At 65.5% G+C, this 16,473-nt stretch carries 16 protein-coding genes (1 of these 16 cut by a window edge); 12 read left to right on the top strand and 4 right to left on the bottom strand.

Annotated features, from left to right (window positions below):
* Positions 1-47: 47 nt before the first annotated feature.
* From RIA72_RS14860 to RIA72_RS14840, 5 genes are all read left to right on the top strand, one after another.
* Positions 48-971 (top strand): LysR substrate-binding domain-containing protein, encoded by a 924-nt coding sequence (locus RIA72_RS14860; protein WP_350032849.1) that lies wholly within the window; start codon positions 48-50, stop codon positions 969-971.
* A complete protein-coding gene (gene trmD / locus RIA72_RS14855; RefSeq protein ID WP_350032848.1) occupies positions 968-1,705 on the top strand; it encodes a tRNA (guanosine(37)-N1)-methyltransferase TrmD in 738 nt (245 codons plus the stop codon). Before RIA72_RS14860 ends, trmD begins: the two co-directional genes overlap by 4 nt.
* A gap of 4 nt (positions 1,706-1,709) precedes the next feature.
* Positions 1,710-2,087 (top strand): 50S ribosomal protein L19, encoded by a 378-nt coding sequence (gene rplS / locus RIA72_RS14850; protein ID WP_053555131.1) that lies wholly within the window; start codon positions 1,710-1,712, stop codon positions 2,085-2,087.
* 109 nt (positions 2,088-2,196) lie between these two features.
* Positions 2,197-3,222, top strand: a complete 1,026-nt coding sequence (locus tag RIA72_RS14845) for an aspartate-semialdehyde dehydrogenase (RefSeq protein ID WP_350032847.1) — start codon at positions 2,197-2,199, stop codon at positions 3,220-3,222.
* 169 nt (positions 3,223-3,391) lie between these two features.
* Positions 3,392-4,027: a DUF2238 domain-containing protein gene (locus RIA72_RS14840; RefSeq protein ID WP_350032846.1), complete on the top strand. Its 636-nt coding sequence runs from the start codon at positions 3,392-3,394 to the stop codon at positions 4,025-4,027.
* Between the two features lie 151 nt (positions 4,028-4,178).
* On the opposite strand, the gene RIA72_RS14835 is transcribed toward RIA72_RS14840, so the two are convergent.
* Positions 4,179-6,116 (bottom strand): M61 family metallopeptidase, encoded by a 1,938-nt coding sequence (locus RIA72_RS14835; protein ID WP_350032845.1) that lies wholly within the window; start codon positions 6,114-6,116, stop codon positions 4,179-4,181.
* Between the two features lie 109 nt (positions 6,117-6,225).
* Between RIA72_RS14835 and hisS the strand changes: the two genes are divergently transcribed.
* The 6 genes from hisS (at position 6,226) to RIA72_RS14805 (ending at position 13,637) form a co-directional block, all read left to right on the top strand.
* Entirely contained in the window at positions 6,226-7,479 is a 1,254-nt protein-coding gene (gene hisS, locus RIA72_RS14830) for a histidine--tRNA ligase (protein ID WP_350032844.1), read from the top strand.
* Positions 7,479-8,546 carry a peptide chain release factor 1 gene (gene prfA, locus RIA72_RS14825; RefSeq protein ID WP_350032843.1) on the top strand — a complete coding sequence of 356 codons (1,068 nt, stop codon included), beginning with the start codon at positions 7,479-7,481 and terminating at the stop codon, positions 8,544-8,546. Before hisS ends, prfA begins: the two co-directional genes overlap by 1 nt.
* A 110-nt stretch (positions 8,547-8,656) precedes the next feature.
* Complete coding sequence (prmC, locus tag RIA72_RS14820; RefSeq protein WP_502957971.1) at positions 8,657-9,472, top strand: peptide chain release factor N(5)-glutamine methyltransferase; 816 nt, start codon at positions 8,657-8,659, stop codon at positions 9,470-9,472.
* 270 nt (positions 9,473-9,742) lie between these two features.
* Complete coding sequence (locus RIA72_RS14815) at positions 9,743-10,570, top strand: DUF4167 domain-containing protein (RefSeq protein WP_350032889.1); 828 nt, start codon at positions 9,743-9,745, stop codon at positions 10,568-10,570.
* A gap of 63 nt (positions 10,571-10,633) precedes the next feature.
* Positions 10,634-12,058: a DUF4139 domain-containing protein gene (locus RIA72_RS14810; RefSeq protein ID WP_350032841.1), complete on the top strand. Its 1,425-nt coding sequence runs from the start codon at positions 10,634-10,636 to the stop codon at positions 12,056-12,058.
* Positions 12,059-12,068: 10 nt separating this feature from the next.
* Positions 12,069-13,637 (top strand): DUF4139 domain-containing protein, encoded by a 1,569-nt coding sequence (locus tag RIA72_RS14805; protein WP_350032840.1) that lies wholly within the window; start codon positions 12,069-12,071, stop codon positions 13,635-13,637.
* 141 nt (positions 13,638-13,778) lie between these two features.
* Here the strand turns inward: RIA72_RS14805 and RIA72_RS14800 are convergent, their stop codons facing one another.
* Positions 13,779-14,171 carry an acyl-CoA thioesterase gene (locus tag RIA72_RS14800; RefSeq protein WP_350032839.1) on the bottom strand — a complete coding sequence of 131 codons (393 nt, stop codon included), beginning with the start codon at positions 14,169-14,171 and terminating at the stop codon, positions 13,779-13,781.
* Complete coding sequence (locus RIA72_RS14795) at positions 14,168-14,470, bottom strand: hypothetical protein (protein WP_350032838.1); 303 nt, start codon at positions 14,468-14,470, stop codon at positions 14,168-14,170. The genes RIA72_RS14800 and RIA72_RS14795 overlap by 4 nt, the downstream gene beginning before the upstream one ends.
* Positions 14,471-14,594: 124 nt before the next feature.
* Between RIA72_RS14795 and RIA72_RS14790 the strand changes: the two genes are divergently transcribed.
* The gene (locus RIA72_RS14790) at positions 14,595-15,020 is read left to right on the top strand and encodes a CBS domain-containing protein (protein ID WP_350032837.1); all 426 of its coding nucleotides are present in this window, start codon (positions 14,595-14,597) and stop codon (positions 15,018-15,020) included.
* On the opposite strand, the gene RIA72_RS14785 is transcribed toward RIA72_RS14790, so the two are convergent.
* Positions 15,005-16,473, bottom strand: partial view of a lipopolysaccharide biosynthesis protein gene (locus tag RIA72_RS14785; protein WP_350032836.1) — the 3' portion only. The gene runs 64 nt beyond the window's last position; only the last 1,469 of its 1,533 coding nucleotides appear in the window; the start codon falls outside the window, past its right edge; its stop codon occupies positions 15,005-15,007. The two genes, RIA72_RS14790 and RIA72_RS14785, sit on opposite strands and share 16 nt — an antisense overlap.

Below are 16,473 nucleotides of genomic sequence, written 5' to 3'. Positions count from 1 at the left end.
CCAACAAAAGGCGTGGACCATATCATAAGCTGACCTTATAAGGTGCCATGCCCAAGCTGCCGCCCCTTGCCGCCGTGCGAACCTTTGAAGCCGCGGGGCGTTTGCAGAATTTCTCGCGCGCCGCCGAAGAGCTTGGAATGACACAGGCAGCGGTCAGCTATCAGGTCCGCCAATTGGAGGATCGGCTGGGCCGCGCGCTGTTCGTGCGTGAAAAAGGACGCGTGCGCCTGTCCGAAACCGGGCATCGGCTGCTGCCCCCGGTCAGCGCCGCCTTTCAGGCGATGGGCGACGCTTTTGCTGCGCTGACGAGCGACGAGGCCGACGTGCTGACGGTCGACGCGGTGACCAGCTTTGGCGGTACCTGGCTCAGCGCGCGTATCGGCGGCTTCCAGCTTCTGTACCCGGAGCTTGCGGTGCGCATGTCGATGAGCAACGAGCTGATCGACTTCGACGCCTCGAACGTCGATGTCGCGATTCGCATGGGCCCCGGCAATTGGCCGGGGCTGCGCTGCGATTTCCTGATGCGCCAGCATGTCGCGCCGCTCGCTTCGCCAGCTTTCATCGAAAAACACCGGATTCGCGAGCCCGCCGACCTGCTCCGTGTCGAGCGGCTCGCGCCGAACGATTGCTGGTGGGCCGACTGGTTCGCTGCCGCCGGGATCGCGATGCCGCCCGCGTCGTCACGGCGCGGGATCGAGCTTGACAGCCAGCTGCAGGAAGCGAGCGCGGTTCAGGCGGGCTTCGGGGTCGCGATGATGACGCCGCTTTTCTGGCAAGCGGAGATTGCGGGCGGGCGCATGGTCCAGCCCTTCGACACGCTCCATGTCTCGACCCGGTCGTCGATGTGGCTCGTCCACCGCGAGAACCGCGTCGGTGTCCGCAAGATCGAACGCTTCCGCGAATGGCTGCGCGCCGAGCTCGCCAAGGATCGTCACCTGCTTCCCGAAGCGCTATGGCAGCCGCCGCAATGACCTTCACCGCCGTCCCCCTCACCCTTTATCCCGACATGTTCCCCGGTCCGCTGGGGCACAGCATGGCGGGGCGTGCGCTCGAGGCGGGGACGTGGAACTGCGCGCCGGTCCAGATCCGCGATTTTGCGACCGACAAGCATCGCACCGTCGACGATACGCCGGCGGGGGGCGGCGCGGGCATGGTGCTCAAGGCCGATGTGCTCGGCGCCGCGGTCGATCATGCAACCGCCGCGCATCCGGGGCTGCCGGTGCTTGCGATGACGCCGCGCGGGACGCCGATCACGCAGGCGCGTGTGCGGCAGCTTGCGGCGGGGCCGGGCGCGATCATCCTCTGCGGGCGCTTCGAGGGGTTCGATGAGCGCATCTTTGACGCGCGGCCGATCGAAGAAGTGTCGATGGGCGACATCATCCTGTCGGGGGGGGAGATGGGGGCGCTGTTGCTGCTCGACGCTTGCATTCGGCTGCTTCCCGGCGTAATGGGCGCGGCTTCTAGCGGCGACGACGAATCGTTCGAGGACGGTTTGCTCGAATATCCGCACTATACCCGGCCCGTCACATGGGAAGGGCGCACGATCCCCGAAGTGCTGCGATCGGGGGATCATGCGAAGATCGCCGCCTGGCGGAAACAAAGGGCGGAGGACGACACACGGTTACGCAGGCCGGACCTTTGGGAGCGCCATGAGGGCGCTCGGGACCGACCTGCCTCTGGCGCGCGGCAAAAGAAGAAGGACTAGGGGCATGAACCTCATCCAGACGATCGAAGCCGAAGAAATCGCCAAGGCTGGCAAAGACATTCCGACCTTCCGCCCCGGCGACACGCTGCGCGTCGGCGTGCGCGTGGTCGAAGGCGAACGCACCCGCGTCCAGAATTTCGAAGGCGTGTGCATCGCGCGTTCGAACAAGGGCATGGGCTCCAACTTCACCGTGCGCAAACTGTCGTTCGGCGAAGGTGTCGAGCGCGTTTTCCCGCTCTATTCGCCCAACATCGACAGCATTACCGTCGTCCGCAAGGGCGCCGTCCGTCGTGCGAAGCTTTACTATCTGCGCGGGCGCACTGGTAAATCGGCACGAATTGCGGAGCGCCGCGATTACCGGTCGGAAGCCGGCGAAGGCTAAGGAGAAGTTTCTCCCCACAAAGCCGAAACAGCTTTCCAAAACGACCGGTTCGGCCAAGCGGCAGAACCGGTCGTTTTTCGTTTCACGAATTGCATAAAGGACATTCTTCATGGGTTATCGGATCGTCGTCGCGGGTGCGACGGGCAATGTCGGACGCGAAGTCCTCGCCATCCTTGCCGAGCGCGAATTTCCCTATGACGAGCTGGCGGCGGTCGCATCGTCGCGCAGCCAGGGCGACGAAATCGAGATCGGCGACACCGGCAAGACCGTGAAGTGCCAGAATATCGAGAATTTCGACTGGTCGGGCTGGGACATGGCGATTTTCGCCATCGGCAGCGACGCGACCGCGATTTACGCGCCGAAGGCCGCGGCGGCGGGCTGCGTCGTGATCGACAATTCGTCGCTCTATCGCATGGACCCCGACGTGCCGCTGATCGTGCCCGAGGTGAACCCCGAGGCGATCGATGGCTATACCGCCAAGAATATCATCGCGAATCCCAATTGCTCGACCGCCCAGATGGTCGTCGCGCTCAAGCCGCTGCACGACGCCGCAACGATCACGCGCGTCGTCGTCTCGACCTATCAGTCGGTGTCGGGCGCGGGGAAGGCGGGCATGGATGAGCTCTGGAACCAGACGCGCCAGATCTTCGTCGGCGACGAAAAGGATGTGAACAAGTTCACCAAGCAGATCGCCTTCAACGTCATCCCGCACATCGACAAATTCCTCGACGACGGATCGACCAAGGAAGAGTGGAAGATGGTCGTCGAAACGAAGAAGATCCTCGACCCCAGGGTCAAGGTCACGGCGACCTGCGTGCGCGTTCCGGTCTTCGTCGGCCATTCGGAAGCGATCAACATCGAAACCGAAAAGGAATTGTCGGCCGAAGAAGCGCAGCGCATCCTGCGCGAAGCCCCCGGCGTCGTGCTGCACGACAAGCGTGAGGATGGCGGGTACATCACGCCTGTCGAATGCGTCGGCGACTTTGCCACCTTCGTCAGCCGCGTGCGCGAGGACCCGACGGTCGAAAACGGCCTCAACCTCTGGTGCGTTTCCGACAATCTCCGCAAGGGCGCGGCCCTTAATGCCGTGCAGATCGCCGAACTGCTCGGACGCCGGCATTTGAAGAAGGGCTGAAGGCAAAGGACGGGGTCCCTGCGAAGGCAGGGGCCCATTGCCTGAGGTTGCGGTAGGCATTCCCGCCTTTGTAAAGCGCGAGGGTAGGAGATGGACCCCTGCCTTTGCAGGGGCACAGTAGCGTCGGCGCATCTCGACTTCGCGCGATGCAAGCGTCTAGGGAGGGGGCGTGCCTCGCGTACCCGCCACCCCGTCCGCACAGCGCCGCCTGCTCGGCCTGCTCGGCCTGCTCGGCCTGCTCCTCGTGCTACTCCTGTTGGCGCAGATCGACCAGCCCTATCCCGAGGTCGCGCTGCTCCAGCATCTGCCGACGATGTTGCTGCTCGTCGTATCGCCATGGCTGCTCCGCCGCTGGCCGCTATCGACGCCTTCGCTCGCCTGCATCGTCCTTTTCCTTGCGCTCCATACGCTCGGCGGGCGCTATGCCTACAGCAATGTGCCCTATGACGATTGGGTGCGCGCAGTGACGGGAACGACACTCTCCGACGCCTTTGGCTGGACGCGCAATCATTATGACCGGCTTGTCCATTTTGCCTTTGGCGCTTTGTCCGCGGTCCCGGTGGCGGAAGGCGCGCGACGCTGGGGCGGGTTGGGAATGCGCGGGGCGATGCTGACGGTGCTTGGCTGGGTGCTCGCCGTCTCGGCACTTTATGAAGTCTTCGAATGGCTGCTGACGCTGATCGCCGCGGACGAAACCGCCGACCGCTATAACGGGCAACAGGGCGACATGTGGGACGCCCAAAAGGATATGGCGCTCGCGGCGCTCGGCGGGGTCGTGGGGCTGGCGATCGTCAGGCGAAGATAGCGGCAGGCAGGACGAACCGAGCTTTCCTATAGCGAGTCATCCCGGCGAAGGCCGGGATCTCGCCGGTGCGTCAGTCCGCTAGGTTGAGATCCCGGCCTTCGCCGGGATGACGAAAGGGGGGGGCATGGCTCAACCTAGCCCGCTGCCTCACTCAAAGCGCGCGTTTCGGTGCGAGCAGCCGGTCGAAGGCGTCGTCCGCCCCCTCGATCCTTTCCAGATGCGGCCAGCGCAGCCCGCCGTGATAGGCGATCTCGATGCTGCGATAGCGTCCGTCGCGCTCGACGAGCAGCCGCACGGGCGTCTTGCCGTCGGCCGCGGCGCGGATCGCGGCCTCCAGCCGCTCCCTGCTATAGCTCAGTCCGTCGACCGCGACGATTTTCGTTCCGTTGACGATGTCGGCGCGGAACGCCAGACCGTCCCACAGGATATTGCTGGCGACACCATCCTTGTTGAGCGTCAGCCCGAGCGAGTGGGTAAGCTCCAGATTCTTGCTCTGCGCCATCCGGTCGCGGTCATAGGAATTGGGCGTGTCGCGCCAGACGAGCCGGTATCCCGCGCGCTCGATCCCGGCGACGGGGGCGCCGCGCCCCGCCGTCTGCATCCGGTCGCGCAGAAAGCGCTCCCAGTCATAAGGATGGACGGCGTTCAGCGCCGCGACGACATCGCCGAAATCATAGGTCGCCTGCCCCCAGTCGCCCTCGCGGCCGCCGAAAAAGGCCTTGGCGAAATCGTCGAGGCTTTTGCGATGGCGCGTGGCGCTGCGGATCAGCATGTCGGCCTCCAGCCACATCAGCGACCCTTCGTTGTAATAATCCTCGGTCCGCGACCAGCTGGCGAAGGGCTTGGGCTTGCGCGCCGCGATGATCGGGTCGAGCGTCGTATCCTCGACCGACCGCCAGACGCGTCCCGGCTGGACGCTGTAATTCGCGGCCTGCGTCGCCCATTCGCCAAGAATCGTCTCCTTCGACTGCATCCCCGACCGCCCCGCGAGCACAAGATCCCAATAGCTCGTCTGACCTTCGTAGACCCAAAGCAGATTGTCCTGCATCGGCGTGCGATAATCGGGCGTCCACAATTTGTCGGGGCGGCGGTATTTGCCGTTCCAGCTGTGCACCAGTTCGTGCGGGAGCAATCCGCGCTCGGCGTCATTGTCGTCCCATTTGGTGAAATAATCGGGATTGCGGCTATTCTCGCTCGACCGGTGATGTTCGAGCCCGATGCCGCCGAGTTCGTCGGTCAGCGCGAGCAGAAATTCATAGCGGTCGAAATGGCGCACGCCGAACAGCGCGACCGCTTCCGACACCAGCGCCGCGTGGCGCGCGATATGGTCGGGGCTGGCGGCGAGATATTTTTCCTCGTCGGCGACGACGTTCAGCGTGACATTGTCGCCGAGGTCCCATTTGCGGAAATGCTTGCCGGCGAACATCGGGCTGTCGACCAATGTTTCATAATCGGTCGCGGCATAGCTGTAGCGATTGCCGCTGACCTTGAGCCCGTCGAGCGCGGCCGCCCCGGTCCAGCCCTGCGGCAGCGTGACGTCCAGCTGCACGGGAATCTGGCGGGTGAAATAGCCGGCGGGATAGAGGCTGACCTGTTCCCACTGCAAATTCATCATCGCCGGGGTGACGACGACGCGTCCTTCATTCGAACGGGTCGGCGAGAGAAAGTCGAACGCAACCTCGATGCTCTTGGCGCCCGCGGGCACCTCGACATCAAAGGCATAGACGTCGGTTGGCTGGCGCGACCAGGCGAGCGGCTTGCCGCCGGCGGTCGCCCTGAAACCCGCGACCTCGGCGATCGCGCCGCGCGGCGCGTGTTTGCCGGGAAGCCATTCGGGGTAGAGCAGGGTCAGCTTGCCGGGTTTCGCGACCGGGATCGTCTGGCGGACGTGAAAGATTCCGCGCGCGACGTCGCTGGCGTCCACGCGCAGCTGCATCGTCCCCGGATAGGGTTTGTCGGCCGGCAGCGGGATGACGTGCGGCTGGACCACCGGTTGCGGGCGGCTTTTGCCGTCCTGCGCGAACGCGGCGGGGGCGAGGGCCAGGGGGGCGGCGAGGAACGCGGCTACGACAAGCGGTGCTTTTTTCATGACATGCTCTTTAGGCAGGAAGCGGCGGAGAGGTCCAGCCTCGGTCCCCATTCGGTCAACGGGAGAGGGGACTTTGCGCCCCCACGAAAATCGACTAGACGCCGCCGCCATGAGCAAGGACAAAAGCGCGAAAATCCCGACGCCGCAGCCGGTGCGCGGCACGCAGGACATGCTCGGCGATTTTGCCGACCGGTTCGGCCATGTGGTCGAGACGTTCGAGCGCGTGCGCCGCCTTTACGGCTTCAAGCGCGTCGAGGTGCCGGTGATCGAGCCGACCGCGGTGTTCGCGCGCTCGCTCGGCGAAACCACCGATGTCGTGTCGAAGGAAATGTATTCGTTTGACGATCGCGGCGGCGAATCGGTGACGCTGCGCCCCGAATTTACTGCCGGCATCGCGCGCGCCTATATCACGAACGGTTGGCAGCAGTTCGCGCCGCTGAAAGTCGCGACGCACGGGCCGTTGTTTCGTTATGAGCGCCCGCAAAAGGGGCGCTATCGCCAGTTTCACCAACTCGACGCCGAAGTGCTGGGCAGCGACAGCCCGCTCGCCGACGCCGAACTGCTCGTCTTCGCCGACCAGCTTTTGAAGGAGCTGGGGCTCGCCAAGGGCGTGGCGCTGACGCTCAACACGCTCGGCGATGCCGAAAGCCGCGACGCATGGCGCGCGGCGCTGGTCGAGCATTTCCAACAGGCCCGCGAATTGTTGTCTGAAGATAGCCAGTTGCGCCTGGATAAAAATCCAATGCGCATTTTGGATTCAAAGGACCCGCGTGATCGCTATTGGGTTGATGCCTGTCCAACGATTGACGACTTTCTTAGCGCACAAGCGCAGGATTTCTTCGGCGCGGTGACCGCGGGCCTCGACGCCGCTGGGGTCGCGTGGGAACGCAATGCGCGGCTGGTGCGCGGGCTCGACTATTATCGCCACACCGCGTTCGAGTTCGTCACCGACCGGCTGGGCGCGCAGGGCACGGTGCTTGGCGGCGGACGCTACGATGGGCTGATCGAGGCGCTTGGCGGGCCGCCGACCGCGGCGGTCGGCTGGGCCGCGGGGATCGAGCGGCTGGCGATGTTGCTTCCCGATGACGTCGTCGACAACCGACTCGATGCGGTGATCGCGGTCGAGGACGACGCCGAACTTGCGTTTGCGACTAAGGCTCTGGCGGCGCTTCGAGCCGGCGGCTTTTCGTCCGAGATCGTAGCAACCGGTTCGCCGCGCAAGCGGTTCGACAAAGCTGCAAAAATCCCCGCGCGCGCGCTAATTTCAGTAGGCGTACGAGATGGCGTCCGCTTCACTCGAAGCAAGACTGACGGAAGCGAAATTGCCGCCCGTGTGGATGCCTTCTTTCTTTCGATAGCCTGATGACCTCCGTTTCCCAAAAACAGATCGACGCCATCATCGAACGCCATGCCGCGCTGCAGGCGCGCATGGCGACGGGCGATATGGCGTCCGCCGATTTTGTTGCGGCGTCGAAGGAGTTTGCCGAGCTCGAACCCGTCGCGAAAGCCGCGGGCGAAGTGGTGCGGTTGCGCGGCGAGCTGGTCTCTCTCAAGGAAATGCTCGCCGATCCCGAGATGAAGGCGATGGCCGAGGAGGAGATGGCGGCGATCGAGGATGCGCTGCCCGCTGCCGAGCATGACCTGGCGGTCAGGCTGCTGCCCAAGGATGTCGCCGACGAGCGCGCGGCGATGCTCGAAATCCGTGCGGGCACCGGCGGCGACGAGGCGGCGCTGTTCGCGGGCGACCTCCTGCGCATGTACAGCCGCTTTGCCGATACGCAGGGGTGGAAGGTCGAGATCATCTCGGCGAACGAGGCCGAGGTCGGCGGCTACAAGGAAGTCGTCGCGTCGGTGTCGGGACAGGGCGTGTTCGCGAAGCTGAAGTTCGAAAGCGGCGTCCACCGCGTTCAGCGCGTGCCCGTCACCGAAAGCGGCGGGCGCATCCACACCAGCGCCGCGACCGTCGCGGTGCTGCCCGAGGCCGAGGAGGTCGACGTCGCGATCAACGACAATGACCTGAAGATCGACATCTACCGCGCGAGCGGAGCGGGCGGACAGCACGTCAACACGACCGATTCGGCGATCCGCATCACGCATATCCCGACGGGCCTTGTCGTGATCCAACAGGACCAGCGCAGCCAGCACAAGAACCGCGCGAAGGCGATGCAGGTGCTCCGCGCGCGGCTCTATGATCTGGAGCGGGAGAAGATTCACAGCGCCGAAGCCTCGGCGCGCAAGTCGATGGTCGGATCGGGCGATCGTTCCGAACGCATTCGCACCTATAATTTCCCGCAGGGGCGCGTGACCGACCACCGCATCAACCTGACGCTCCACCGGCTGCCCGAGATTTTGGAAGGCGCAATGGACGAATTGATCGACGCGCTGATCGCCGAGGACCAGGCGCAGCGGCTGGCGGGGCTGGGTGACTAACCCGAAATTTCCGTTCGCATCGAGCGAAGTCGAGATGCCCATCGGGCCAGGCGCGATTTCGATGGGTGTCTCGACTTCGCTCGACACGAACGGGATTAGAGGTGAGTGAGCTGGGCAAGGCGCTGCGCGAGGCGGCGCAGCGGCTCGCGGCGGTGTCGGACACGCCGCGGCTCGATGCCGAATTGCTGATGGCGCATGCGCTGGGGATCGAGCGGCAGGCGCTGCTGCTCGACCCGTTGCGCCACCATGTGCCCGCCGGGTTCGCGGCGCTGGTCGAACGGCGCGCGACGCACGAACCGATCGCCTATATTCTCGGCTATCGCGATTTCTGGAGCGTCCGGATCGGCGTGGGTCCCGGTGTGCTGATCCCGCGGCCCGACAGCGAGACGCTGATCGAAGCGGCGGCGGACTATTTCGGCGCGGCCAGGCCGAGGCGCATCCTCGATCTCGGGACCGGGCCGGGTACCTTGCTCTACGCCGCGCTGGCTGAATGGCCTGACGCGACGGGGCTTGGCGTCGATGCGAGCGACATCGCGCTGGGCTATGCCCATAAAAACGCCTTGGCGCTGGGGCTGGACGGGCGGACGGAGCTGATGCCGGGCGACTGGTCCGCGGGCGTAGACGGCGCCTTCGACCTGATCCTCTGCAACCCGCCCTATATCGCAGAAACCGAGCCACTGATGGCCGATGTCGCGGACCATGAGCCCGAAAGCGCCTTGTTCGCCGGCGCCGACGGGCTGGACGATTATCGCCGTATCATCCCCGACCTGCCGCGCTTGCTCGCACCGGGCGGTGCTGCCATCCTTGAAATCGGCCACACACAACGCATATCGGTGGGTGAGCTGGCCCGCGCCGCAGGCTTTGTGGTCACATGCCGTCAGGATTTGGGCGGCCGCGACCGCGCGCTTTTGCTGACCCGCGACTGACCCTTGCCAAGAAATTGCTTGGTTTTGGCGGCAAAGCGCGGTAGGGGCGGCTTACAGACCTGATCAGGGTCCCTTTGGCGGTGCAGCGCACCGATACTGGTCCGGCGGGTCTGCTTCCCAATTGCAATGCTTGTGCGGGGCCGTGGGGTCCGGCGCTGGCGGTAACGGGCAAAGCCGCGCACGGAGCGCGGGCGCGGCGCGCAAATGGCGCGGTCGGCCAAAAGGGGTTGGCATAGCTATTAGCTTATCGACAGGATGTCTCAGTTGAACATGAACAACCGGCAGAGCGGTCGCCGTCGCGGCCGCAACAACAATAACAACAATAATCGGTCGCAGTCGGGCGGGCGCGGGGGCGTCGACCAGGCGAACCGCATCGACAGCCGGGCGCGCGGTAATGGCGCCCAGATGATCGAGAAATATCGCAATCTTGCGCGCGACGCCCAACTCGCCGGCGACCGCGTCCTCACCGAATATTATCTGCAGTTCGCCGACCATTATTTCCGCGTCGTCAGCGATTTCCGCGCGCGGCAGGAAGAAAAGGCGGCGGCGAACGGGCAGGAACGCAGCCACGACCGTGGCCGCGAGATTCGCGGGGTCGAGGATTTCGACGGCCATGACGACACCGACAGCGATGTCGACGGCGACACCGGCCGCGACGACGCCGATCAGGGCGACGAGCGGAGCGACCGTAACGAGCGCAATGATCGCGGCGCGCGCGACAATCGCGGCAACCGCGACGACGACAAGCGCAGCGGCCGCCAGCCGTCGCGCGGCCGCTCGCGCGCTCGCGACGACGCCGACAGCGGCGACGATCGCGACGACCGCAGCGATAACGAAGCGCGCGACCAGAACGTCGAAGCCGAGCGCGCGCCGCGCGCACCGCGCCGCCCGACCCGCCGCCCGCGGCAGGAAGAGGCGAGCGCTGCCGACAGCTCGGCCGATGCGGCCGGGATCGATACGGCGGTGCTGCCGCCCGCGATCGGACGCAGCGAACGCGCGGCCGAAGCCGAGGGCGCCGACGAAGCGCCCGCAGCCAAGCCGCGCCGCACGCGCCGTACGCTGGCCGCGCGGAACACCGACGTCGAGGCGGCCGAATAACCCTGGCCTTTCGATTCGACATGCCATAGCCTCCCTGCGGGAACGACCGCGGGGAGGTTTTTTATGCGCGCTTTGTCAAGGCTTTGCCTTCCGCTGATCGTCGCGGCCGCGTGGATTCCCGCCGCCGCGGCCGCGCAAGACCCCACCAAGGGCAATGCGCAGGGCGACCTCGCTGTCACCATCTATAATGGCGGGCAGTCGCTGGTGCAGGATATTCGCCAGATCGCCTTTCCCGCAGGCCGGACGCGGCAGGAATTTCCCGACGTGTCGGCGCAGATCCGGCCGCAGACGGTGTCGTTCGCCGCAGCGAACACCGCGATCGTCGAGCAGAATTTCGACTATGATCTCCTGTCCCCTAACGCACTGATGCAAAAGGCGGTGGGAGAGACGGTGACGCTGCTGCGCACCAACCCCGCGACCGGCGCCGAGACGCGCGAGCGTGCCAAGGTGCTTGCGGTGAACGGCGGCGTCGTTCTGCAGATCGGCCCGCGGATCGAAATCTTGCGCGACGACGGGATGCCGGTGCGCGTGATCTTTGACAAAATCCCGCCGAACCTGCGCGCCAAGCCGACCTTGTCGATCACGCTCGACAGCGACCGCGCGGGAACGCGCCCTGCGACGCTTTCCTATCTCACGAACGGACTCGGCTGGGCGGCCGACTATGTCTCGCTCTATGACGAAAAGGCGGGGACGATCGATGTCCAGGGCTGGGTGACGCTGACCAACAACACCGGCACGACTTTCGACAATGCCCGGACCCTGCTTGTCGCGGGCTCACCGTCGGGTGGCGGTGCAGCCTCGCCACGCTACCGCCCGCGGCCGCAGCCGCCGGGCAATCTGCGCCGCGCGGGCACCGAAACCGCGCCGCGCGAGCAGCTAGGCGACTATTATCTCTACCCGCTCGCCGAGCGCACGACGATCGCCAATGCGCAGACGAAGCAAGTGAGCTTCCTCGACGTCAGCGGCGTGCCCGCGCAGAAAATCTATGAATTCACCGTCCGCAGCTTCGACACGATGACCGAACCCGCGAGCGCGGCAAGCGTCATCAAGTTCAACACCAGTGCAAAGGGCGGCGGCCTTGGCGATGCGCTGCCCGCGGGCACGGTGCGCTTTTATCAGCGCGACCTGCGCGGCGATCCGCAGTTCATCGGTGAAAATCAGATCGGTCACACGCCGATGGGCAGCGAGCTTGGCCTTGCGACGGGTCAGGCGTTCGACGTCAAGGTGCAGGCGACGGTGGTGGAGCGCGAGCGCGTGTCGCCGCGTGTCACGCGCTCGTCGATGCGCTACACGCTCACCAACGCGCGCGCGCAGCCGGTGACGCTTGACCTGCTCCAGCGGGGGCTCGACTGGTATTGGGACGAAACGCGCATCGTCGCCGAAAGCCACAAGAGCGAACGGCTCGACAGCGACGGTACGCGGTGGCGCGTCGAATTGCCCGCCAATGGCGAGGCGACGATCACCGCCACCTTTGAAACGCGCCACTGATTCGCGGGGGATGATGCGCCGCTGGCCGCTCCTGCTGACGATGCTCGCCGCATCCCCGGCGGCGGCGCAGCCCGCGGTGACGTCGCTCGCGCCCGAAAAGGTGTCGGTAAGCGTGTTTCGCGATCCGGACCGCGACGAAGGCGGGGAAATATCACCGGACTGGCTGGAGGGCTTTGCGCTTATCTCCGAAACGCGGACGATCGACCTGCCCGCGGGCGAAGCGACGGTGCGGTTCGAGGGCGTCGCCGAGGGGATGATTGCGGTGTCGGCGATCGTCACCGGACTGCCCGGCGGCGTGGTGCAGAAGAATCGCGACGCGGCACTGCTCTCGCCCGCCAGCCTGCTCGACGGCTCGCTCGGCAACCGCGTCCATATCCGCCGCACCAGTCATGCCACGGGCAGGATTACCGAGGAAGAAGCGATCATCCGTTCGGGTCCGGCGGGCGCGGTCGTGCTCCAGACCGCGGCTGGATATGAAAGCCTGCGCTGCACGGGCATTCCCGAAACGATCGTCTACGGCGGCGTGCCGCCCGGACTCACGGCCAAGCCGACCCTGTCGGTGACGACGCGCAGCCCGGCGGCGACGCGCGCCACGGTGACGCTCACCTATTTGTCGACGGGCTTCGACTGGGCGAGCCATTATGTCGCGCGCGTGCGCGAGGATGGCAGGACTCTCGACCTTTTCGCCTGGCTGACCGTCGCCAACAGCAATGGCGAAAGTTTTGCCGACGCGGGGCTGGCAGCGATCGCGGGCACGCTCAATCAGGTCAGCGACTTCGAGGAACTGGCCGATCGCCCGCGCACGCCGCCGCTCCATCTCCGCTGCTTTCCGATTGGCAGCGGGCGCTATGGCGTTCCCCTGTCTCCTCCCCCGCCGCCCGCACCGCCCTCGTTTGCGATGGAGGACGGCATGGAGAACATCGTCGTCACCGGATCGCGGATGCAGCGCGCCGAAATGATGTCGCCCGTGGCAGTCGTTGCGAGCCAGGAAGATCTGGGCGACCTCAAACTCTATCGCGTGCCGATTCCCGTCACCGTCGCGGCGAACGCGCAAAAGCAGGTGGCGCTACTCGTCAAGGATCGCGTTCCGTTTCGGACCATCTACCGGATGCGGCTCGACCTTGGCGACGAAGGCAAGGCGATGATGCCCGAGATGTTGCTGCGGATGCACAACAAGCAAGCCGACGGGCTCGGCCTCCCGCTCCCCAGCGGCCAGGCGGTGGCGTTCGAGCGCGTCGGCGACCGGCAGCTGCTCGTTGGCGAGGGTGCGATGCGCGACCATGCCGTCGGCGAAAAGGTCGACCTGGTCATCGGGGAAAGCAGCCAGGTGCGAATCGATGTCGAAAATCATGTGCCGCCGAAGAATGGCCGGCGCGACTACCGCGTGACCGTGACCAACGCCAACGCCCGCGCCGCCGATGTCGAGATCGGTTTCCTGATCGACGACCATGACGGGCTCGATTCGCGAATCCGCAAATTGCCGCGCCGCGACGGGTTGCTCAGCTGGAGCGTTCGCGTCCCCGCGAACGGCAGCAAGACATTCGATTACAGCGTGAAGGCGGCGGACCAAGCGCGATAATTAAGTTTGGAATTTTCATCCCGGCGAAGGCCGGGATCTCGCCGGTGCGTCGGACCGAGGCGATGAGATCGTGTTTCAGAGTCACGTGCCTCTGAACACCCTCCGCCGGGATGACGATTCAAAGAAGGAGCGAGCTCTGACCTAAACCGGAGGCAGCGCGCGGGGCCGGTGATTCTCGTCGAGCGCAACAAAGGTGAAGAGGCCGCCGGTGACCTTTTCCTCGGTGCGCCCGCCGTCGCGCGTCGCGATCACCTCGATTCTTATGCCCATCGAAGTCCGTCCGCGGCGTTCGAGATGCGCATAGACCGAGATGATGTCGCGCAGCAGGATCGGCGCGATGAACTCCATCGATTCGATCGCGACGGTCGCAACCGCGCCTTGCGCGATTCGTCCCGCGACGATGCCGCCGGCGATGTCCATCTGGCTCAGCACCCAGCCGCCGAAAATATGGCCGTTGGCGTTGATGTCGGCGGGCCGCGGGACGACGCGCAATATCGGATCGCGCGCATCGCGCGGCGGGGCGGGGTCGGTCATCGCTTCAGATCCGGGTCGTCTTCAAAGGGGTCTTCGATCGATTCGTCGTGGCCGCTGCCGCTCGACAGGAACACAAGGCCCATCAGCGCGGCGCCGAGCATGACCGACAATCCGACGCCGGCGGCGGTCGCGACGATCATGTGGATGGTCAGCGCCTCACCCATCGAAAAACGCAGCCAGCCGAGCGCGCCGACGACGGCGAGCAGCGACACGAGCGCCATGCCCTTCATCAACCGGCGATAGCGGGCCCAGGCGATATTCGACGTGTCGCGATTGTCGAGCGGGGAGCGTTTGACCATGCGCGCCTCCATGGACCAAGCCTGCGCCGCGGCCAAGCCCGATCGCGGCGGTGGGACGTTTCGTCCACCGCGCGAATCATGATAGGCTGCTCAGGCAACAAGGATAAGGAGGGGAGCGGCACCTATGACGATCGCAGCAATTCTTCGGGGGCGGAGCCAGGCCGTCATTTCGGCGCGGCCCGACGACAGCGTGCGTGCGGTCGCCGACCTGCTCGCGCAGAAGCGAATCGGCGCGGTGCCGGTGGTCGACGGCGATTCGGTCGTCGGCATTTTTTCCGAACGCGACATCGTGCGTCTGATCTCATCCTATGGCCCCGACGCCCTCGACCGGCGAATCGACGATGTGATGACCAAGTCGCCTGTCACCTGCGAACCCAATATGGCGGTGATCGCGGCGCTGTCGCAGATGACGCAGAAGCGGATTCGCCATCTGCCGGTGGTCGAGGGCGGCAAGATGATCGGCTTTGTGTCGATCGGCGACCTCGTCAAATATCGAATCGACCGTATCGAGGCCGAAGCCGCGGCGATGCGCGACTATATCGCGTCCTGAGCGGGCGAATCGGCGGCGGGCGCCTGACGCCGGATCACCAGGCGGATCACTTCGGCGAGCGCCTCGCGCTCGAGCAGCCAGAGCAGCGCGCCGTAAAGCGCGGCGCCAAGCCCGACGAGCACCGCAAGCTGCACCGGTGCCGTGACGCCGAGCCCGCCGAGCGCGCGCCCCGCGAAACCGACGCCAAGCGCCATCACCAGCGCCGGGGCCAGCCCCGGCAGCATTGCGCGCGCTATATCCCATAGCGACACGCCGATCAGCGGCGCCGAGAGGCGCGCGGTCGTGACGAGCAGTAGCGGCGCCGCGACGAGCCACGCCCATGCCATGCCGATCAGGCCCCACTGGGCGCCGATCAGAAAGGAAATGGGAAAAAGAATCGCGCCGCTCATCGCCGAGAACATCGAAATCGACGGTTTGCCGAGCGCGTTGTTGACCGGCGCGAAGAGAATCTGGACGGTCATCAGAATGAGCGCGAGCGCGATGAGCTGAATATAGGGGACCATGCCGAGCCATTTGGCGCCGAACAGCGTTTCGACCATCGGCGCGGCGACCACGGCGAGCCCGCAATAGAAGGGCGCGGCGATCAGCGTCAGGATGCGCACCGTCTTGAGGAAGGACCAGCGCACCGCCGCCGGGTCGTTCTTGATTCGCGCATAGGCGGGAAAGGCAACCTCGTTCAGCGGCGGCACGAATTTCGCCATGAAGATCTGCGCGAGGAACAGCGCCTCGGCATAGAGGCCGAGCGCGTGCGCCTCGAATCGCGCGCCGGCGATGAAGATGTCGGACTGGCTCTGCACCAGCCAGAACAGCTGGCTGAACAGAACCGCCGACCCGAATCCGACGATCTGGCCGCAGCCGCGAAAGTCGAAGCTGGGCCAGACGAGCAGGCGCGCCACGAGCGTCAGCCCGATCGCGCGCGTCCAGAACATTGCGAGCGGCGCATAAACGAGCGTCCACACGCCATATCCCCCGAGCGCGCAGCCGAGCGCGGTGCCCGCGCCTGCGAACGCGGCCAGCAGATTGACGATCGCCTGGCGCCGGAAATCGAGCGCGCGGCTCATCATCACTTCGGGGAGCGCGATGAAAGGGGTCGCGAGGAAAAGCAGCGCCTGCACGCGCAGCAGGTCGGCGACCATCGGCTGCCCATAATAGGCGGCGGCGATCGGCGCGCCGAAATACTGGATCGCGGCGAGCAGCGCGTTGAGCAGCAGCAAGAGGCCGAACGCCTGCCTGATTCGGAAGGGGTCGACCGAATCGGATTGCACCAGCGCGCTCGCGAATCCCCAGCCGTTCAGGAAAGCGAGAAAGGCGAGGACCACCTGCGTCATCGCAAAAAGGCCGTAATCGGCGGGATCGAGCAGGCGAATCACGAGCAGCGTCGAGGCCCAGGTGATGATCTGCGCGAGAATCTGGCTGCCCGAACGCCAGATGACTGCGCTGCGTACGCGGCTTC

This window comes from Sphingopyxis sp. (genome assembly GCF_040216815.1).
GTDB lineage: Bacteria > Pseudomonadota > Alphaproteobacteria > Sphingomonadales > Sphingomonadaceae > Sphingopyxis.
This window is presented reverse-complemented; position numbering and strand designations above follow the sequence as displayed.